An 18341-nucleotide genomic window follows, 5' to 3' on the forward strand; every position below is an offset into this window, starting at 1 on the left:
TCATGACACAAGAAAAGCTCCCTCACAGGAAGGAGCTTTGTCTACAGTCTGAGACTGCCACATGGTGACAGTCTTCCTTACAAGAACCGGAAACAAGATAGAAATCATAAATGTATGGTTGCGTATTTCATCACATCTATGTTACAATGTTTTTTAGGAATTTGTTCCGATTAACTGAAGGAGGGACTGTAAAATGAGTCCGGTGGCAATCACATTATTAGTTATTGTAATAGTACTTGCGATTATCATTGCAGTATTATATTTCTTAGGTAAGAAAGCACAGAAGAAACAGGCAGAACAGCAGGAACTGCTGGATGCCAACAAACAGACCGTATCCATGCTGATCATCGATAAGAAACGCATGAAGCTAAAAGATGCCGGTCTTCCACAGATGGTCATTGACCAGACCCCGAAGATGATGCGCGGTTCCAAACTCCCCATCATCAAGGCAAAGGTTGGTCCTCAGATCGTATCCCTGATCTGTGACGAGAAGATCTTCGACAGTGTTCCTGTGAAAAAGGAAGTAAAAGCCGTTGTCAGCGGTATCTATGTACTGGATGTCAAGGGACTGCACGGCAAGACCGAAGCTGCTCCCGAGAAGAAAAAAGGCTTCTTCAAGCGTCTTGTAGCTACGGCACAGGAAAAGGCCGGAGCAAAGCCTGTAAAGTAAATAACTATTCAGACCCCATTGTGTGTCGTCTGACGCACATAAAAATAGCAGATGTTCGTTGAATGCTTGCATTCATAAGAGCATCTGCTATTTTTTATGTTTATCTTTCTTCTATTTTTCCCGAATATGGATCTTCAGGCAGCTTTCGCTCAGGGGTTCTCCCTCATGATCCAGCGTGTATTCCACCGTCACGTGAATCTGATCCTCCTGTTCCTCTACCAGTACCCTGCCGGTTTCGATCCCCAGCATCAATTGCCCGTAGGGTGTGTTATACGGGATCATATGTCTCTTATTTTCCTCGAAGATCATATGCATCTCAGCTGTCCCCTGTCTGGTCAATTCCAACAGATGATCCCGGAATTTGATCCGGCTCCTGCAGGGAGCTTGGTCTTTATCCATTTTCTCCTCATAGAGCAGATAATGACTGTCGTTTCTCTTAAAATATTGTGCCGGCTGCACGGTCTCCACCGCTTCGCTTTCCTGCTCCTGTCCGGAAGCATGCAGACCGGACAGTACAAGTTCTACCTCTCGATTCATTTTCTCTTCATCCTCTAATACTCATCGATCTTAATGGTCTTGGCCGACAGGATTCCGTATTTAATAATGGAATTGGCAAAGTGCTTGAACTTCTCCGCCCCATCGCTGACATAGAACTGGTACTTGTTCTCTCCCAGATGCGGCTCCTCATCATTGAGAATATGATAATGCTGTAACAGTCCCTTCAGTTCTCTGGCTGTCTCGTATGCCGGATTCACCAGCGTCACCTGATCTCCCATGACACGTCCCACTGTGGAACGGATCAGCGGATAATGGGTACACCCCAGAATCAGGGTATCGATGTCAATATCAATCAACTCTGACAGATAACGCTTTGCGATCTCATCGGTCACGGGATCTTCCCACAGGCCTTCTTCCACTAAAGGTACGAACAGCGGGCAGGCCTTGCCGTAGATCGTAACATCTTTATTCAGTTCCTGTATGTATTTGTTGTACATCTGGCTGCCGATGGTAGCTTCGGTGGCAATCACGCCGATGCGGCCGTTACGTGTCACCTCCGCCGCGGTTCTGGCTCCCGGCTTGATTACACCGATGATCGGAACATCGATCTCTTTTTCCAGTTCATCCAGTGCATAGGCACTCGCCGTATTACAGGCCACCACAATAGTCTTCACCTGAAAAGTCTCCAGAAACCGCACGATCTGCTTTGAAAAGCGAGTCACCGTCTCCTTGGACTTACTGCCGTAGGGCATTCTTGCCGTATCTCCGAAATATATGATCTTCTCATTGGGAATCTGCCGCATGATCTCCCGGGCAACGGTCAGTCCGCCGATACCGGAATCGAATACCCCGATGGGGGCATCCTTTTTCAGCGCAGTAACATTCTCCTGATACATGGGATTTCTCCTTTTATTTTTTTAACATCGTAAGCAGTCTGCTCTTGAACCGGATCTGCTCCGGATCCGCCTCCAGAATCTTCCAATAGATCTGGCTGTCGGAATTCCATTCTACCACTTCCGGACCGGTCTGTACAGTCTCTGCCTCCGTGGCTTCCGTCTCCTCGTATACGATCTCATAGGTGGACGGCAGCATCGTAAGCTCCGGGTAGATCACGCCCCACCAGCCGTAACAGGCCAGTGCCACAGTCAGTATCCGGACTCCCTGCACCAGCCGGTGTAATATTTTCTTTTCTGCAATCATCCTGCGATATTTTTCATAACAAACATATAATCTATCCATCAGCATTCCTCTTTCCATAAATTACCGTTTCGGTTCTATGGAAATCATTACCGCTTTCCGGACAGATTATACTTTTGAAATCTATTTATTTTTCTCCCGTTCCAGACGGATCTGGCGGATGATCGCCTTTTTCTGATTATCTATATGCACCTTGGCCATATTGGATGCCGTTTCCTTATCCTTTTTCACGATGCTCTCATAGATGACCTTGTGTTCCTCCACCAGGCGCTCATGCTGGCTGAAATCCTTGATATACTCAAAACGATAACGGTACATCTGCTCGGACAGGTTGTTGACCAGCTGGATCAGGCGCTGGTTCCCCGTGGCCTGTACAATGATGTCATGCAATGCCACATCCGCCTGTGCGATCTGTTTAATGTCATCGGTCTTCACCGCCGCTTCAAAGGTATCGCAGGCCTTTTTCAGATCCTGTAATTCCTCCGGAGTGATCCGGTCACACGCCAGCTCCACGCAGAGCGCATCCATGGCCCTGCGGACCTCCAGCACATCGTTCATGCTCTTCTCCGTGATCTGAGCCACTTCTGCTCCTCTTCTGGGGATCATGGTCACCAGTCCCTCCAGTTCCAGCTTACGGATGGCTTCCCGGATCGGCGTACGACTGACTCCCAGCTTGTTGGCAAGATGGATTTCCATCAGTCGTTCTCCCGGCTTCAGTTCCCCCGTCAGAATGGCCTGACGCAAAGTATTGAACACCACATCTCTGAGTGGCAGAAATTCATCCATTGTCACCTGTAAATTATCCTGCATACCTCTACTCTGGCATTACTCACAAAATTCCGTCAGGAAAATCTGCTTTGCCAGCTGTTCCTCCTCTAATTTATCATATGCCCTGCGGGCCATGTCCTTCTCTACAAAAATACCGAATACCGTGGGACCGCTTCCGCTCATCAGACTGTTGATGGCTCCCAGTTCCTTCATACGGTCCTTGATCGTCTGGATTATAGGATATGCACTGACGGTTACCGTCTCCAGCACATTTTCCATCCGGTCCAGGATTCCCTGTAAGCTTTCCTCAGCGATGGCTTCCACCATACCGTCAATATCAGGATGTTTCACGATCTCCTGAGCATCCAGATGTTCGTACACGTATTTGGTGGAAACATTGATATCGGGCTTTGCCACCAGTACATAGCAGTCCGGTGCCGGAGCAAGCGGTGTCAGTTTCTCGCCGATTCCCTCAGCCAGCGCCGTTCCGCCCATGACGCAATAGGGAACATCCGCACCGATCTTCACCCCCAGTTCCATCAGATCCTTCAGTGTGCACCCAAGATCAAACAGACGGTTCATTCCTTTTAAGGTAGCTGCTGCATCCGTACTGCCGCCGGCCATGCCCGCTGCTATGGGAATATGCTTCTCCAGATGGATCTTCACGCCTCCACTGATAGGATAAGTCTCCATCATCAGTTTTGCCGCTTTGTAGATCAGATTATTCTCATCCGTAGGCAGTTCACCGGAATCTGTGGTTATCACGATCCCACCGTCTGTTCTCTCAAAGTCCAGCACATCATAGATTCCTACAGTCTGCATGACCATCTTCACTTCATGGTAACCATTCTCCAGTCTTCTGACCACATCCAGCCCCAGATTGATCTTGGCATACGCTTTTATCCGATATTCGTTCATTTTTGTCTCCAATACGTTAGGGCGCTATTCCAAAACTACATGCCTCTGAATAGCGTGTATACAATAATTGTACTCAATTTTATACAATCCTGCGTATTTTGTCAATGGAGTGCGGTTCTTTCCATAGATTTTTCCATAGATTTTTCCCCTGTTTTTCTCTAAATCCTCTAAAGTATCCACTGTCCGGGGACGATATAACAGGTGAAACCAAAAACCCTCAGAAGGTTAAAACATGTATAGTCAAGGATGACAACAGGTACGGACAGCAGAACCGTACCGGAAAAGAGGAAACTATGAGCGTAAACGGAGTTACATCAACCCAGGCCGCTGCAGCCTACAGCTATAACAGCACAAGTGCAGCAAAAGAGAAAACTTCCGCAGAGGAAGCAAAAACTACAACTACCGCGGAAGATACCGGTGTCATCTATGAGCACAGCACCGCTGCCAAGACTTCTTCCACGAAGAAAACCTATACACCGGATACCAATCTGGTCAACAGATTAAAGGCAGATGCGGAAAACCGTGCCAGTCAGCTTCGTTCTCTGGTAGAACAGATGATGGGCAAGCAGGCTAACACCTACGGCAATGCCAATGACATCTGGTCCTTTTTACGTTCCGGTAATTTCACCGTAGATCCTGCTACCAAGGCACAGGCGCAGGCAGATATCGCCGAGGACGGTTACTGGGGTGTGAACCAGACTTCCGACCGTATCATTCAGTTTGCCAATGCTCTGACCGGCGGTGACCCGGACAAGATCGAGTCCATGCGCGAGGCATTCAAGAAGGGCTACGCACAGGCTGAGAAGACCTGGGGCGGTTCTCTTCCCGAGATCTCCCAGAAGACTTATGATGCTGTTATGGAGAAATTCGACAAGCTGGCAGCAGATGCCGGACTGACCACAGAAGAATAATGTCGTATTCTCGACAGACTTTCCTATAGAAAAACCATGTTGTACCGATGCCACAGAACGCATCCATGTACAACATGGTTTTTCTTTTCCGAACTGTATCAGGCCAGACCTTTTACCAACAGCACCTTCTGCCCCGGGCGTAATTCATCGCTTTCCAGCGCGTTTAATTCTCTTACAGTCTTCACCGGCATATGATATTTCCTGCCGATGCTCCACAGGTCATCCCCCGGTGCCGCAATATAGATCACCGCACTGGGCAGTCCGGCCAGCACATTACTGTCGATTTCCTGCTCTTCCACCCCTTCGATGGCTTCCAGCGGAATATTCTTCATCACGGTCGTGGAAAAGGAAAGAACAGCCTTTACATCCAGTTCCTCTCCCTCCAGCAGATTCACCTGCAGCTGCTCCAGTTCACTGTGTACCTCTGCCTGATCCGTTCCCGTCACTCCCTGCACATTCAGGGTATATTCATACGGAATCTGCTCTCTGGTACTCACATAAGGAGTCTCATCATTTTCCGTAATGCACAACACTGTAAGATCAATGCTGCCCTGCAGGCGGATTCCTTCCTCTGTGGTCTCCTGATGATCGATCGTTACGATTCCCTCACTGTGCAACACCTGCAGTATTGCTGAGCCGATATCGGTCTTTCTGTGATCCGTCACTTTTGTCTTGCCTGTGATTCTGGCCAGCAACTGACGCAGGCTGGCATCTCTGGTGTCCGGGATCACTTCTTTTGTCACGCCGTAAATATCTCTTAAAATATCGATCTGCTCTTCCTCATAGAGACGGATATTCAGTTCCAGAGCACATTCCAGCCCCAGGATTCTCTCTTCCCCGTCCAGATCCGGCTGGATCGTCAGCTCTGGCTGTCCGTGTTCCTGTCTTACCAGTGAATACCGGATGTCCGGCAGCAATTCCTCCCGACATCCCTGACATTCCAGAGTGCCATTCAGCGGAATTGTCGTCTCATAGGAACGAATAGACCGCTCCTCCCCCTCTGCCTCATAGAGAACGAAGACCTGAATATCTCCCTGCACTGCCAGTTTCTCTTCCTGTGGCTTGAATTCCACATCCCGCAGTGACACATTACTCCAGAGGATCTGGTAAATATTCGGATAGCTGGAGGGCAGCGGAATCTCCTCTTTTTTGCGAAAAATATCGTTCTTGCAGATGGAAAGCTCCGTCACCTCCATGGGCGAGATCCGGTATTCCACACCTTCTCCGGCACTGCCTCCCTGGATTCCCACGGGCAGTTCTTCATCGTAAATCTCTTCGATCCGGGCCGTGAGAAGCAGCAATGCCTGCAGATTCAGCTTCCGGGAATTGATCATATTTACCGTGAAATCTTCTACGGTTCCATTCACCGCTACAGTATCTGACGGCAACGTTCCCTCCATATGAATTTTTTCTTCAAAGGGCAGTGCACCGCTTAAAAGCACCAGATTGCTCCCTGTCTCCTGCGTATGATACAGAATGGCATAGCCCAGTTTTCCCCGTACTGTCACCTCATCCGTACCGGGCCGGATCTCCTCGATGACAACTTCTCCCTTTTCCAGGTTCAGGGTACTGATGTCCGGTTTATCCTCTGGAAGATTCAGATCCTCCTCCATGGTAAACTGTATGACAGTGGATCGTTTTACCCGGTCCATATGTATATTTTTCTTGATCAGCTCCACAATAAAAGACCTCCATATATACAGATATATCTATATATATGAAGGTCTCTGTGTACTTATACCGTATTCTGTTCTCTGTATCTTACTGCACTGCACCGATCAGATCGGTCAGATTCTCCACATGGTAGGTACGCATGTAATCCTCGATGCCCTCCACTACTTTCACGGTAGTATAGGGATCCACAAAATTCATGGCTCCGACGCTGACAGCGCTGGCACCTGCCAGGATAAATTCGATGGCATCCTCCGCCGTGGCAATACCTCCCATACCGATAATGGGGATCTGTACCGCCTGTGCCACCTGATAGACCATACGGACAGCGATGGGTTTGATGGCAGGGCCGCTCATGCCGCCGGTCTTGTTGGCAATGGCGAATTTTCTGCGGTGAATGTCGATCTTCATACCGGTGATGGTATTGATCAGGGACAGGGCATCTGCGCCTGCTGCCTCCGCTGCCTTTGCCATCTCCGTAATGTCCGTTACGTTAGGGCTCAGCTTCATGATAATGGGCTGTTTTGCATGATTTTTCAGTTCGGAAGTAATATTGTACAGAGCATCTGCTTTCTGTCCGAACGCAATGGCTCCTTCCTTGACATTGGGACAGGATACATTGATCTCCAGCATGCTGACTGCCGGTTCGTCTCCCAGTCGCTCTACCACATCCACGTAATCCTCCACGGTCTTACCGCAGACGTTCACAATGATCTTCGTATCATATTTTTTCAGGAAAGGAATATCTCTCTCCATGAATACGTCAATGCCGGGGTTCTGCAAACCGATGGCATTGAGCATACCGCCATATACTTCTGCCACACGAGGGGTCGGGTTGCCGGGCCAGGGCACATTGGCTACACCCTTGGTCACCACCGCACCCAGGCGGTTCAGATCTACGAATTCTTCATATTCCATGCCGGAGCCAAAGGTTCCGGATGCTGTCATTACGGGGTTTTTGAAAGTTACTCCTGCAATCGTTGTCTGTGTATTCATCAGATCTCTACCTCCTCAGCATCAAATACGGGGCCATCGGTGCAGATTCTCGCATTATGCACATGAGAATGATGATCCACTTCTTTGGTCTTTACCACGCAGCCCAGGCAGGCACCCACGCCACAGGCCATATGCTCTTCCAGAGAGATATAGGCCTTGATTCCCTTTTCTTCCGCATATTTTTTGATCGCACGGAGCATGGGCATCGGTCCGCATGCGAAGATCACATCTGCCTGCAATGCATTTTCTTCGATGGCATTCATGACATTGCCCTTCGTGCCAACACTGCCATCCTCGGTGGCAATATATACGGTTCCGTTCTCTTCCAGATCCTCTTTTAAGAACAGCTGGTTATCACGGTAGCCCACGATGATCTGCTTTTCTGCGGAAGCCGGAAGCTCTCTTGCCAGCTCCAGCATGGGAGGGATACCGATACCTCCGCCCATAAGGAATACTTTTTTACCTTCCGCTGCCTCTGTGGGGAAGCCGTTGCCTAAGGTTCCCAGAATCTCCACACTGTCTCCTTCTGTATAAGAAGAAAATTCCGCGGTGCCCTGTCCGGCAATCCGGTACACAATGCGCAGGGCATCCTTTTTGTCGCTTACCTGACAGATGCTGATAGGACGGGGCAGCAAGGTGCTCCGGTCCTTGGGGTATACGCCGATGAACTGACCGGCTTTTGCCTGTTCAGCCAGATCTGTAGCGATCCACATGTCAAAAATTCTGGGTGCGATCTCCTTCTGGGAAAGCACAGTTGCTGTGATTTTCTTTTTCATGTTATTGTCCTTTTCTCTTCTATTTATAACGCTATAGCGCTCTTATAAGTGCTCTCTACCATGGGCTCTACGCTTCGTATACGATTCTGCCTCCGCAGATGGTCTTCCTCACTTCACCCTTCAGATTCCATCCGGTAAACGGTGTATTCGTGGCCTTGGACGCATATTTCTCCGGAGTGAACTCCGCTGCGGTATCGATCAGAATCACATCCGCCGGGCCGTCCTCGGCCAGATATCCGGCATCCAGATGGTACATAGCCGCCGGATTGGTACTCATCAGACGTAACAGCTGCTTCATGGTCAGATATCCTCTGTCCACCAGTTCCGTAATGCCCAGCGCCAGAGACGTCTCCAACCCGGTAATACCGCTGGGTGCCTCTGTGATCGGCTTTGCTTTTTCCTCCGCAGTATGGGGTGCATGATCCGTAGCGATCATATCGATGGTGCCGTCCACCAGTCCCCGGATCACCGCCTGACGGTCCGCTTCCTCCCGCAGGGGCGGATTCATCTTCGCCAGTGTACCGTACTTGATCACGGCATCCTCAGTCAGGGTAAAATGATGAGGAGTGGCTTCCGCGTGGATATTGGAGTAGCGCTTTTTGGCCTGACGCACCAGCTCCACCGCTTCCTTGCTGCTGATATGCTGGATATCGATGCAGGCGCCTGTCTCCTCTGCCAGCTTCAGGTCCCGCTCCACCAGCGCGATCTCCGCCTCTCTGGCAGAACCGCCGATACCGTAATACTCGCTGGCCTTTCCCCGGTTCACACCGTTGTTCTCGATATATTTCGGATCTTCTTCATGGAAGCTGATGGGCATGTCCAGCTCTGCGGAGATCTCCATGGCACGGCGCACCAGTTCCGCATCCAGCAGGGGCACTCCGTCATCCGTGAATCCCACGGCACCTGCCACTGCCAGCTTCTTCATATCCGTCAGCTGTTTTCCCTGCATCCCCATGGTCACATTGGCGCAGGTGGTCACATGAATGCCTGTCTTCGCTCCCTTATCCAGGATATAATGCAGCGTCTCCTCACTGTCCACCGCAGGCTTCGTGTTCGCCATCAGTACCACTGTGGTCACGCCGCCTTTTGCTGCTGCCGCAGCACCGGTGTTGATATCTTCCTTTGCCGTAAAGCCGGGATCCCGGAAATGCACATGCACATCCACCAGCCCGGGAGCCACCAATAACCCTTCCGCATTGATCCGGGTCACTTTGCCCCTCGGTTCTATCTTTTCCGCAATCTTTACAATCTTGTCACCGTCGATCAGGATATCATAATTGCCCTCTCTGCCCGACTTGGGATCGATCATGTAGCCATCATGTATCAGTATCATATTGTCTCCATTCCCGGGCTTTTACCACCCGCCTTCGTGACCTGTTTCTCGGAAAAGTTTATCATGTTTTCATAGAAAAGAAAAGAGTGTTATAATAGAAAAAAGGAGGTCTGACGACATGAAAACAAGAGAGGAAGCGCTGAACTACGGATTGTCTTTTCCAAATACTTATATGGAAATGCCCTTCCACGATCCCAACTGGCAGCTGGTACGTGTGAAGGGCAGTAAAAAAGCTTTTCTATGGACTTATGAAAAGGATGGCTGTCTGCATCTGAATGTGAAGACCGATCCTGCCTGGCGGGACTTCTGGCGCAGTACCTTTTCTTCCGTCATTCCCGCATATCATCAGAATAAAGATCACTGGAACACCATTATTTTAGATGGTTCGATCCCCGATGAGGACATCCGGCGCATGATCGCAGAAAGCTATGATCTCGTCACCGACAGTCCTACGAAGCGGATCTATGAAGCCGTCAAAAAGATTCCGAAAGGCTGCGTCGCCACCTACGGTCAGGTTGCCGCCATGGCCGGAGAACCGAAGATGGCCCGGGCCGTGGGCAATGCCCTGCACAAGAACCCGGATCCCGACCATATCCCCTGCTACCGCGTGGTCAATTCCAAAGGGGAACTCTCCGGTGCCTTTGCCTTCGGCGGTTCCGACGAACAGGCCAACCGACTCCGGGCCGACGGCATTGAGGTCACCGGCAATAAAGTAGACCTGCAGAAATTCGGTATATCGCTGTGAAACTTTTTTCATCGCAGCCTTTCGTCCATGATACCGGAAGCCGGCAAATTTCATCGGTTCTGGCCGATTTTTTACCATGTCAGCAAGGCCATACTGCGGTGTGAAAAACCAATCTTCTGTCCCTGAATGCTTCCATCGAGACGACCCGTGCCTGAGAACATAGCCGCGGATTCGCCGTCGTAGCGGAAGAGATTTCCTCCCAGACTACTTTTGTCCAGGAGATGACCGGTGCTTTACGGGACGATGTAAAAGCACTGTAATATTTTTCATTGCAGTTTTTTTACTTTTACTTCTCAATCTGGGAACGGATATCATCCTCCAGAATATGTTCCACATCTTTTGCTTCTTTGCGGATGTTTTGCAGATTTTCACGAATCTCCCGTTCCTCCTGTACGATCTCGGGATGTTCCTTCTTTTCTTCTTTAATGAACATACACAGGAAGCTGATCAGTAATATGATGCAGGAGATCCAGATGGTCCTCGCCCCTATGTAGCCGATCATATGTCCGCCCAGCGCCGCACCAACGGCAAACAGGAAAATGATTCCAAAATAATTGCCGGATTTCCGTAAGATTTTTTTGTCCTTCGTCTTCCCATAGGCACACAGGGATTCCATGCCGCTGCGCAGATTACCGATACACATGGTACTGGCAAAAGCATAACCGTTCACCTTGCGGAAAGCCTGTACCTGCATGGCGCAGGCGAAAGATACCATGGCATTGGCCAGCAGATCCATCTCATTCGGGAAAAATCCCACGGCAAACAGCAACAGAATCTCTATAGCAAGCACCAGCTGCCGCCAGTGGATCCTCTGAGCCTTCTGATATCGCATATGGATGCACTCCGCTGCCGCTACTCCCAACGCGAAGAACAAAAGCGGGGAAAAATACCGAAGCGCCACGGACCAGTTCCGGTCTACCAGATTCTGGGCCAGCAACACGATATTACCGGTCTGGGCATTGGCGAATACCTTGCCACGGTACATATAAGTATAAGCATCCTGTAATCCGCCAGAAATTGACAGAATTCCAGCAATCAGAAACGACTCTGACATTTGTCCGTGTAATTTACGTTGCATAGTAATTCTCATTCCTTTCAGTAACCTGCAGATTCTGTCTCCGATACATACAATTACCTTCCTACAGGCATCTCCTGATTACAGTACAGGCAACGATATCTTCCGGAAGGTGACAGTTCAAATATGTGGTCACAACTCGTCTCTATACTGGTAATACAACGGGGATTTTTACATTTTATCACATTAACCAGTCTTTGTGGAGGAACCGGATGATACTTTTTTACAACTTTTCCGTCCCGGATCACTATCAGTGTGATCTGACTGTCCAGATATCCCAGAATATCCAACCGCTCCGGCAACGTCTCGCCCTCAATCTTGATCAGATCCTTGCAGCCGTATTTCTGGCTTTTCACCGATTGCAGCAATGCTACAGACTGCGTCTTGGATTCCAATTCCAGCAATCTGTAGATGTCCATTCCCTTTCCCGCGGGAATATGATCGATCACAACACCATTCTGAATGGATTCTACGTTTAACATAAAAACACCTTCTTTCCCGTCACAGGATCCGTAAGGTCTAACAGACTTAAGATCAATGCCATACGGATAAATTTACCATTCAATACCTGCTGAAAATACGCTGCTCTCGGATCTGCATCCACTTCCGGTGCGATCTCGTCCACTCTTGGGAGCGGATGAAGAACCGGCATGTCCGCTTTCGCCAGATTCAGTTTCTCCTGATCCAAAATGTAGATATCTTTTAACCGGATATAATCTTCCTCATTGAAAAAACGTTCTTTCTGAACTCTGGTCATGTAAAGCACATCCAGCTCTGGCAGCGTCTCCTCCAGGCTGGATACCTCATGGTAAGGGGCTTTGGCCGGTTTCAGAGTATCCTCGATCAGATATTCCGGAACCTTCAGTTCCTCCGGAGAAATGAAATAAAATTCATTGCCCGGATAGCGCACCAGACTGTTCACCAGAGAGTGTACGGTTCTGCCGAATTTCAAGTCACCGCAAAAGCCAATCTTCAGATGATCCAAGTGTCCTTTGCGCTGTCTTATGGTCAGCAGATCGATCATGGTCTGGGTCGGGTGGTTATGTCCTCCGTCCCCGGCATTGATCACCGGAATCCGGGAATACATGGAAGCTCGGAGCGGTGCTCCCTCTTTCGGATGCCGCATGGCAATGATATCTGCATAGCAGCTGACCACCCGTGCGGTATCTGCCACCGTCTCACCTTTCGTGGCACTGCACTGTTCCGCACCGGCAAATCCCAATGTTCTGCCGCCAAGGTTCAGCATAGCCGTCTCAAAAGATAATCTGGTACGTGTGCTGGGCTCGTAAAATAAGGTTGCCAGTATTTTTCCATCTGCACAATGAGCATATGCAGCGGAATCGGCAGCAATCCGGTCTGCCAGGTCTAAGATTTCCTGCGTCTCCGCTACCGACAGGTCCAGTGAATCAATCAAATGTCGCATATCCTTTTCTCCTCTGTTTACTTTTTTTCAACCGCGTATTATACTATATCCACACGGATACTAAAAATATATAGTTTATATGCGAGGTATATCATTTTTATATGGATATTAGTTTTGAATATTACAAGATTTTCTATTATGTCGCAAAATACGAAAATATCACCAAGGCTGCCATGGTCTTAAAAAGCAGCCAGCCTAATGTGACCCGGATTATTCATATTCTGGAGGATCAGCTGGACTGCCGTTTATTTCTCCGGGAACCCCGGGGACTGAAGCTGACCGAAGAGGGAAAACGGCTCTATGCCCATGTTGCCATCGCCTGTCAACATCTGTTGGATGCGGAAGCCGAACTGTGCCGGGACAAAAACGTGTGCAGCGGCACCATTGAACTGGGTGTCACCGAGACCGCCCTGCATTTATTTCTGTTACAGAATCTCCATGATTTCCAGACTGGCTATCCGGAGATCAAAATACGTATCCAGAACAATACCACTCCGGAGATTCTGAAATCTCTGCAGAACGGCCGGCTGGATCTGGCTGTTGTGACAACCCCTTTTGAACTTCATGATGCTCTGGCCTGCGAAGATCTGCTGACTTTCCGGGAGGTTCCCGCCGGCGGCCCCGACTATGCCGCCTTGTCTGATCGTCCCATGACGCTGAAAGAATTCCGGCTCCATTCCATCATTGGTCTGGGATACGGCACCGCCAGCTATGAATATTACCGGAAGGTATTTATTGAACAGCATCTGGACTACGAACCCGCCATGGAAGTAGCTACCGCCGATCTGGTCATCCCTCTGCTCCAGAACAATCTGGGAGTGGGCTTCGTGCCGGAGCCTCTGGCAGCTCCCTTTTTTGAAAACGACAGTCTCGTTCCGCTGACCTTAAATGTGCCTCTACCGTCCCGCGAAGTAAAAATGCTGTGGGACAAAAGCCGCAGTCAGAGCCGGGCTACCGCTACTTTCTGCAGTTATCTGCGGGAACGCTGTCAGCGTAATCTGCCAATCCTGGATCCTGAAAATGAGTCTGTTGCTGGCAACTAAATCATATTTCAGGAGGAAAAAATTTTGACCCGTTAACTTTGCTGGCTGCGCTGGTGTGCGTCACTTCCCTGATCTTTGCTACCAATGATATGTATGGTTTTATCAGCTGGCGGCGCCGGGAGATTTTGATGGATCTGTAAGAACCATTCGTTTAATCATAAAGCACGGTTTTATCCAGAAGTTCTGTTTTTAACACAATGTAAGGCGTGGAGGGTTTCCCTGCGCCTTCCTTTTGTCCGGTGATGTCCGGGCCTAAGAGGCTGGTGCTGACATGAATGGCATCGTCCGTCAGATACAGGGCATCCACAGCAATGCTGTACCCACCGGTCTTCTGCTCACCGTAACCAATACTGATATAGAGGTTCTGATTATCACTGTAGGTCAGCTGAAATGGCTCCGTTCCTTTTTCAGCGATTACTGTCTTTAATTCCTCGGGAATTTTTTCTTCACTGAGTACCGTAAAATCCAGATCTCTGAGTTTCACATTCTCTTTTGAAAGCAGACCGCAGCCTGTGAGCAGCAATGCCCCCAGTACTGCGGTCATTATGATTTTCCACTGTCTCCATTTGATTTTCATCCGTCATCCACCGTTAAAACTTCCTTATTGCATATTTATGTGAAAAAAGCAGAAATATACTCCTGTTCTGTACCTATCTCATTAATTTTCATCCTTTTCTCCTTTGAAAATGTGCGTTATAATAGGTGATGTGCGTCAAAAGACGCCTTACAGAAAGATGAGGGAATCATAATTATGAATGATAAATTCAGCAGGAAAGTCTTCTGCGACGGTATCCGCGACGGCTTTCCCATTGCTCTGGGATATTTCGCAGTATCATTTTCTTTGGGAATTGCCGCAAGACATGCAGGCTTTACCCCCATGCAGGGTTTTCTGGCAAGCCTGTTAAATAACGCTTCCGCCGGAGAATATGCAGCCTTTACCCTGATTGCGGCACAGGCCACATATCTGGAAGTGGCGATCATCACGCTGATTGCCAATGCCAGATATCTACTCATGAGTTGTGCGCTGGCCCAGAAATTTTCTCCCAGCACGCCCTTTTTCCACCGTCTGATCATTGCTTACGATGTCACCGATGAGTTGTTCGGCATTACCATTGCCCGGCCGGGTATCCTGAATCCGTACTATACCTACGGTGCGATCCTGTTGGCAGCGCCCGCCTGGGCCGGAGGAACCGCCTGCGGTATCATCGCCGGAAATGCGCTGCCTCTTCGTGCTGTCAGCGCCCTGAGTGTTGCGTTATACGGAATGTTTCTGGCCATTATCATTCCGCCTGCCAGAAAAAGTAAGATCGTGGCAGCTCTGGTAGCAATCAGCTTCGCACTGAGCTTTGCCTGCAACTATCTGCCCGGGATTTCTTCCCTGTCAGAAGGTACGAGAACCATCCTGTTGACCGTGATCATCTCCGGTGCTGCAGCAATCCTGTTCCCGGTGAAGCAGGATGCAGAGGAAGCCGTTCCTGCGGAAAACGGAGAATCTGTACAGAAAGGAGACCACGTAAATGAATAATTATATTTATATTGCTGTTATGGCGGCTGTCTCCTATACGATCCGTGTCTTACCCCTGACACTGATCCGTAAACCCATCAAGAATCAGTTTATTCAGTCCTTTTTGTACTATGTACCTTACGTGACGCTGGCCGTCATGACCTTCCCGGCCATCATCCATGCTACCCAGACCCCCATTTCCGGACTGGTGGCACTCATTGCCGGTATCATCGCCGCATGGCTCGGTGCCGGACTGTTTCCGGTATCCGTGATCTGCTGTGTGCTGGTGTTTGTGATCGAATTGTTTGTATAATGCCTTGTAATAAAACACGCCATTGAGAAGGATTCCTTCCCCATGGCGTATTTTTATGGTCCGGCTTCTTCACAGAAACTTTTACAAATCATATTTTTTTAACATTTCCTGTACGAATTCCGGGGTTCTTTGTCATGGTTTCCAACATCTTCAGATCATCCACCGTTTCTACATTGAACAATTGTATCCACTCATCCATCCGCTGCCCGGTCAATGCTTTGTTCAATTCCAATAATACATCTACGATTCCCTGCTTCTGGTATTTAAAACAAATGTTTTGCGCAATAGTCCTCGAAATTATTGCGCACTTTTTGTTACATTTTTATCTTTGATGTATGATAATATGCTATAATATATATGTGCAATCGGTTGTTCAATTATGTTTTGTGGGAGGATTACTTATGCAACATTTTAGCAAACAATTACGTACACGGCTGTTGACTCTGTATCTCAGTGCGGGACTGGTCATGGGCTGGCTGCCCGGATGCGGCAGTCAGGATCTGGAAATCGCAGATACAGTGGCAGAATCCGCAGTTACCGCTACTGCAGATGCCACGGATGTCATCACTTTTTCCCAGCCGGAAGGGCCGGTGGAGTCTACCGTTTATGTGGAGCCGGTGGACGGCATTTCCGATGATTTTTACCGTGGTATGGACATATCCGCAGTATTGGCTCTGGAAAACAGTGGCGTGAAATATTATAACTTTGACGGAGAAGAGCAGGATGTATTTATGACGCTGGCGCAGGCCGGTGTGAACTATATCCGTCTCCGGGTCTGGAACGATCCCTATGATGAGAACGGCAACGGTTACGGTGGCGGCAACAATGACGTGGCGACTGCCATCACTCTGGGACAACGTGCCACGCAGTATGGCATGAAGGTCTGCATTGATTTCCATTATTCCGATTTCTGGGCAGATCCCAAGAAGCAGTTCGTTCCAAAGGCCTGGGAAGGTATGGATATCGAAGAAAAATCCGACGCTCTCTATAACTTCACTCTGGAAAACCTGACGCAGATTCTGGATGCCGGTGTGGACGTCGGTATGGTACAGGTGGGCAACGAGATCAACAACGGCATGTGTGGAGAGACAGATGCATCAAACGTTCGAAAACTGTTGGCCTCCGGCAGTAAGGCTGTCAGGGATGCTGCCACTGCTTCCGGAAAAGATATTCTGGTGGCTGTACATTACACCAACATCGATGATATGAAAAAGCTGGATACACTGCTGACCGGTCTGCAGGTAAAAGAAATCGATTATGATATTGTAGGTCTTTCCTTCTATCCCTACTGGCACGGCACGATGGACGATCTGAAAAATGCCATTATCCATATCCGTGATACTTATGGCAAAAAGGTATATGTAGCGGAAAACGCTTACTGTTATACTTCGGAAGACGGCGATGGCTCTGCCAACAGTATCAAGGGAACCGATGATCTGGCAGAAGGATATTCAGCCAGCGTACAGGGGCAGGCCAACGAAGTGCGGGATGTCTGTGCGGCTGCCAGCGAGGCCGGTGCCGAAGGCATCTTCTACTGGGAAGGTACCTGGATCCCGGTCGGTCCCGCCGATGCTGATAATTCTGCCATCTGGGAAAAATACGGCAGCGGTTGGGCCAGCAGTTATGCAGGCGGTTATGATCCAAAGGATGCCGGACAGTATTACGGCGGAAGCTCCTGGGACAATCAGGCCATGTTCGACTTCACCGGACATCCTCTGGCCTCCCTAAATATATTTAAATATCTGAAGTACGGAGCCACTGCTCCTCTGGCGATAGACACCATCCCCGAAATAGTGGTGTCCTGCAATATCGGTGCGGAAGTCAAGCTTCCGGATACCGTAAGTATCATCTATAACGATCGTTCCGAAGAACAGGTTCCTGTCACCTGGGATGCTGAAGATATTGCCGCCATCGACACGGAAAACGGCGGAGAGTTCACAGTTGCCGGATCTCTGGATGAAGGTACGGAAGTTACTGCCATTGTCACGGTAGAACGGGTCAATTATGTACAGAATCCCGGCTTTGAGGATGCTGATACTTCTATGTGGACTGTAACATACTCCGGTGAAACGAATCCCACCGACTATCAGGTCAAAGCTGCCGATGCCCACAGCGGTGAGGTGGCTTTCCACTTCTGGTCCGGTACCTCCGATATGGACTTTTCCATTGAGCAGAGCTTCACAGATCTGGAACCCGGTACTTATGAATTGTCCGCTTTCTCACAGGGCGGTGACCTGGCAGCGGATGCTTCCATGGAGCTGTATGCTGTCGTAGACGGCAAGGAACTGACAGTGCCTTTTATGCTCACCACCTATGCCGACTGGCAGAATCCCACCGTCTCCGGTATCAAAGTCACCGACGGCACCCTGACCATTGGCGTGAGATATCAATGTAATAAGAACAGCTGGGGAACTCTGGATGATGTGACATTGCATCGGGTCGGGAATTAAATAGAAATTTAGCGAAATATCCCCGTAGCCCTTGGCAGGGTATAAGAAAC

The 18341-nt window shown here is 49.3% G+C and carries 21 protein-coding genes; 7 read left to right on the forward strand and 14 right to left on the reverse strand.

Annotated features, from left to right (window positions below; genetic code table 11):
- The first annotated feature begins 193 nt into the window (after positions 1 to 193).
- The gene (locus tag DWZ61_RS18415) at positions 194 to 670 is read left to right on the forward strand and encodes a hypothetical protein (protein ID WP_117466435.1); all 477 of its coding nucleotides are present in this window, start codon (positions 194 to 196) and stop codon (positions 668 to 670) included.
- 111 nt (positions 671 to 781) lie between these two features.
- Here DWZ61_RS18415 and DWZ61_RS18420 read toward each other — a convergent pair whose 3' ends face one another.
- From DWZ61_RS18420 to ispE, 5 genes are all read right to left on the reverse strand, one after another.
- Positions 782 to 1207, reverse strand: coding sequence for a DUF1934 domain-containing protein (locus DWZ61_RS18420; RefSeq protein WP_118505358.1), 426 nt, complete (start codon positions 1205 to 1207; stop codon positions 782 to 784).
- A 14-nt stretch (positions 1208 to 1221) separates the two neighbouring features.
- Positions 1222 to 2064: a glutamate racemase gene (gene murI, locus DWZ61_RS18425; protein ID WP_022312698.1), complete on the reverse strand. Its 843-nt coding sequence runs from the start codon at positions 2062 to 2064 to the stop codon at positions 1222 to 1224.
- Between the two features lie 13 nt (positions 2065 to 2077).
- Positions 2078 to 2407, reverse strand: coding sequence for a hypothetical protein (locus DWZ61_RS18430; RefSeq protein ID WP_145985582.1), 330 nt, complete (start codon positions 2405 to 2407; stop codon positions 2078 to 2080).
- A gap of 81 nt (positions 2408 to 2488) precedes the next feature.
- Complete coding sequence (locus DWZ61_RS18435; RefSeq protein WP_022312700.1) at positions 2489 to 3175, reverse strand: GntR family transcriptional regulator; 687 nt, start codon at positions 3173 to 3175, stop codon at positions 2489 to 2491.
- Between the two features lie 15 nt (positions 3176 to 3190).
- Complete coding sequence (gene ispE, locus DWZ61_RS18440; RefSeq protein ID WP_117466438.1) at positions 3191 to 4051, reverse strand: 4-(cytidine 5'-diphospho)-2-C-methyl-D-erythritol kinase; 861 nt, start codon at positions 4049 to 4051, stop codon at positions 3191 to 3193.
- 293 nt (positions 4052 to 4344) lie between these two features.
- On the opposite strand from ispE, the gene DWZ61_RS18445 reads away from it, so the two are divergent.
- The gene (locus DWZ61_RS18445) at positions 4345 to 4962 is read left to right on the forward strand and encodes a hypothetical protein (RefSeq protein WP_118540012.1); all 618 of its coding nucleotides are present in this window, start codon (positions 4345 to 4347) and stop codon (positions 4960 to 4962) included.
- A 98-nt stretch (positions 4963 to 5060) separates the two neighbouring features.
- On the opposite strand, the gene DWZ61_RS18450 is transcribed toward DWZ61_RS18445, so the two are convergent.
- The 4 genes from DWZ61_RS18450 to DWZ61_RS18465 all read right to left on the reverse strand — a co-directional run bounded on the left by DWZ61_RS18450 (position 5061) and on the right by DWZ61_RS18465 (position 9738).
- Positions 5061 to 6641 (reverse strand): SPOCS domain-containing protein, encoded by a 1581-nt coding sequence (locus DWZ61_RS18450; RefSeq protein WP_118540013.1) that lies wholly within the window; start codon positions 6639 to 6641, stop codon positions 5061 to 5063.
- 82 nt (positions 6642 to 6723) lie between these two features.
- The gene (locus DWZ61_RS18455; protein WP_022312704.1) at positions 6724 to 7629 is read right to left on the reverse strand and encodes a dihydroorotate dehydrogenase; all 906 of its coding nucleotides are present in this window, start codon (positions 7627 to 7629) and stop codon (positions 6724 to 6726) included.
- The gene (locus tag DWZ61_RS18460; protein ID WP_118540014.1) at positions 7629 to 8405 is read right to left on the reverse strand and encodes a dihydroorotate dehydrogenase electron transfer subunit; all 777 of its coding nucleotides are present in this window, start codon (positions 8403 to 8405) and stop codon (positions 7629 to 7631) included. Before DWZ61_RS18460 ends, DWZ61_RS18455 begins: the two co-directional genes overlap by 1 nt.
- A gap of 67 nt (positions 8406 to 8472) precedes the next feature.
- Positions 8473 to 9738, reverse strand: coding sequence for a dihydroorotase (locus DWZ61_RS18465; protein ID WP_172594689.1), 1266 nt, complete (start codon positions 9736 to 9738; stop codon positions 8473 to 8475).
- A 118-nt stretch (positions 9739 to 9856) separates the two neighbouring features.
- Between DWZ61_RS18465 and DWZ61_RS18470 the strand changes: the two genes are divergently transcribed.
- Positions 9857 to 10483, forward strand: a complete 627-nt coding sequence (locus DWZ61_RS18470; RefSeq protein WP_118540015.1) for a methylated-DNA--[protein]-cysteine S-methyltransferase — start codon at positions 9857 to 9859, stop codon at positions 10481 to 10483.
- A gap of 286 nt (positions 10484 to 10769) precedes the next feature.
- Here DWZ61_RS18470 and DWZ61_RS18475 read toward each other — a convergent pair whose 3' ends face one another.
- The 3 genes from DWZ61_RS18475 to pyrB are packed head-to-tail and all read right to left on the reverse strand — an operon-like array spanning position 10770 to position 12981.
- Positions 10770 to 11561, reverse strand: a complete 792-nt coding sequence (locus DWZ61_RS18475; RefSeq protein WP_118505366.1) for a YoaK family protein — start codon at positions 11559 to 11561, stop codon at positions 10770 to 10772.
- A 53-nt stretch (positions 11562 to 11614) separates the two neighbouring features.
- Complete coding sequence (locus DWZ61_RS18480; protein WP_118540016.1) at positions 11615 to 12040, reverse strand: aspartate carbamoyltransferase regulatory subunit; 426 nt, start codon at positions 12038 to 12040, stop codon at positions 11615 to 11617.
- Complete coding sequence (pyrB, locus tag DWZ61_RS18485; protein WP_117466442.1) at positions 12034 to 12981, reverse strand: aspartate carbamoyltransferase; 948 nt, start codon at positions 12979 to 12981, stop codon at positions 12034 to 12036. The genes DWZ61_RS18480 and pyrB overlap by 7 nt, the downstream gene beginning before the upstream one ends.
- A 101-nt stretch (positions 12982 to 13082) precedes the next feature.
- Here pyrB and DWZ61_RS18490 point away from each other — a divergent pair, with 101 nt between their 5' ends.
- The gene (locus DWZ61_RS18490) at positions 13083 to 14024 is read left to right on the forward strand and encodes a LysR family transcriptional regulator (RefSeq protein WP_118540017.1); all 942 of its coding nucleotides are present in this window, start codon (positions 13083 to 13085) and stop codon (positions 14022 to 14024) included.
- A gap of 151 nt (positions 14025 to 14175) precedes the next feature.
- Here the strand turns inward: DWZ61_RS18490 and DWZ61_RS18495 are convergent, their stop codons facing one another.
- On the reverse strand, positions 14176 to 14601 hold the full coding sequence (locus tag DWZ61_RS18495; RefSeq protein ID WP_118540018.1) for a protease complex subunit PrcB family protein: 426 nt from the start codon (positions 14599 to 14601) through the stop codon (positions 14176 to 14178).
- A gap of 174 nt (positions 14602 to 14775) precedes the next feature.
- On the opposite strand from DWZ61_RS18495, the gene DWZ61_RS18500 reads away from it, so the two are divergent.
- Both DWZ61_RS18500 and DWZ61_RS18505 read left to right on the forward strand, forming a co-directional pair.
- Positions 14776 to 15549, forward strand: a complete 774-nt coding sequence (locus tag DWZ61_RS18500) for an AzlC family ABC transporter permease (RefSeq protein WP_118540019.1) — start codon at positions 14776 to 14778, stop codon at positions 15547 to 15549.
- Positions 15542 to 15841 carry an AzlD domain-containing protein gene (locus tag DWZ61_RS18505; RefSeq protein WP_022153690.1) on the forward strand — a complete coding sequence of 100 codons (300 nt, stop codon included), beginning with the start codon at positions 15542 to 15544 and terminating at the stop codon, positions 15839 to 15841. The genes DWZ61_RS18500 and DWZ61_RS18505 overlap by 8 nt, the downstream gene beginning before the upstream one ends.
- Before the next feature lie 88 nt (positions 15842 to 15929).
- Here DWZ61_RS18505 and DWZ61_RS19875 read toward each other — a convergent pair whose 3' ends face one another.
- A complete protein-coding gene (locus tag DWZ61_RS19875; RefSeq protein ID WP_172594688.1) occupies positions 15930 to 16073 on the reverse strand; it encodes a hypothetical protein in 144 nt (47 codons plus the stop codon).
- 169 nt (positions 16074 to 16242) lie between these two features.
- Here DWZ61_RS19875 and DWZ61_RS18510 point away from each other — a divergent pair, with 169 nt between their 5' ends.
- Positions 16243 to 18291, forward strand: a complete 2049-nt coding sequence (locus DWZ61_RS18510) for a glycosyl hydrolase 53 family protein (RefSeq protein ID WP_118540020.1) — start codon at positions 16243 to 16245, stop codon at positions 18289 to 18291.
- The last annotated feature ends 50 nt before the right edge of the window (positions 18292 to 18341 follow it).

The sequence above is a fragment of the Clostridium sp. AF34-10BH genome (genome assembly GCF_003478095.1).
GTDB classification, from domain to species: Bacteria; Bacillota; Clostridia; order Lachnospirales; family Lachnospiraceae; genus Acetatifactor; species Acetatifactor acetigignens.

Excerpts from the sequence above, each read along its gene's own strand:
- DWZ61_RS18415 (WP_117466435.1), top strand. The coding sequence starts at position 194 with ATGAGTCCGGTGGCAATCACATTATTAGTTATTGTAATAGTACTTGCG.
- DWZ61_RS18420 (WP_118505358.1), bottom strand. The coding sequence starts at position 1,207 with ATGAATCGAGAGGTAGAACTTGTACTGTCCGGTCTGCATGCTTCCGGA.
- murI (WP_022312698.1), bottom strand. The coding sequence starts at position 2,064 with ATGTATCAGGAGAATGTTACTGCGCTGAAAAAGGATGCCCCCATCGGG.
- DWZ61_RS18430 (WP_145985582.1), bottom strand. The coding sequence starts at position 2,407 with ATGGATAGATTATATGTTTGTTATGAAAAATATCGCAGGATGATTGCA.
- DWZ61_RS18435 (WP_022312700.1), bottom strand. The coding sequence starts at position 3,175 with ATGCAGGATAATTTACAGGTGACAATGGATGAATTTCTGCCACTCAGA.
- ispE (WP_117466438.1), bottom strand. The coding sequence starts at position 4,051 with ATGAACGAATATCGGATAAAAGCGTATGCCAAGATCAATCTGGGGCTG.
- DWZ61_RS18445 (WP_118540012.1), top strand. The coding sequence starts at position 4,345 with ATGAGCGTAAACGGAGTTACATCAACCCAGGCCGCTGCAGCCTACAGC.
- DWZ61_RS18455 (WP_022312704.1), bottom strand. The coding sequence starts at position 7,629 with ATGAATACACAGACAACGATTGCAGGAGTAACTTTCAAAAACCCCGTA.
- DWZ61_RS18460 (WP_118540014.1), bottom strand. The coding sequence starts at position 8,405 with ATGAAAAAGAAAATCACAGCAACTGTGCTTTCCCAGAAGGAGATCGCA.
- DWZ61_RS18465 (WP_172594689.1), bottom strand. The coding sequence starts at position 9,738 with ATGATACTGATACATGATGGCTACATGATCGATCCCAAGTCGGGCAGA.
- DWZ61_RS18470 (WP_118540015.1), top strand. The coding sequence starts at position 9,857 with ATGAAAACAAGAGAGGAAGCGCTGAACTACGGATTGTCTTTTCCAAAT.
- DWZ61_RS18475 (WP_118505366.1), bottom strand. The coding sequence starts at position 11,561 with ATGCAACGTAAATTACACGGACAAATGTCAGAGTCGTTTCTGATTGCT.
- DWZ61_RS18480 (WP_118540016.1), bottom strand. The coding sequence starts at position 12,040 with ATGTTAAACGTAGAATCCATTCAGAATGGTGTTGTGATCGATCATATT.
- pyrB (WP_117466442.1), bottom strand. The coding sequence starts at position 12,981 with ATGCGACATTTGATTGATTCACTGGACCTGTCGGTAGCGGAGACGCAG.
- DWZ61_RS18490 (WP_118540017.1), top strand. The coding sequence starts at position 13,083 with ATGGATATTAGTTTTGAATATTACAAGATTTTCTATTATGTCGCAAAA.
- DWZ61_RS18495 (WP_118540018.1), bottom strand. The coding sequence starts at position 14,601 with ATGAAAATCAAATGGAGACAGTGGAAAATCATAATGACCGCAGTACTG.
- DWZ61_RS18500 (WP_118540019.1), top strand. The coding sequence starts at position 14,776 with ATGAATGATAAATTCAGCAGGAAAGTCTTCTGCGACGGTATCCGCGAC.
- DWZ61_RS18505 (WP_022153690.1), top strand. The coding sequence starts at position 15,542 with ATGAATAATTATATTTATATTGCTGTTATGGCGGCTGTCTCCTATACG.
- DWZ61_RS18510 (WP_118540020.1), top strand. The coding sequence starts at position 16,243 with ATGCAACATTTTAGCAAACAATTACGTACACGGCTGTTGACTCTGTAT.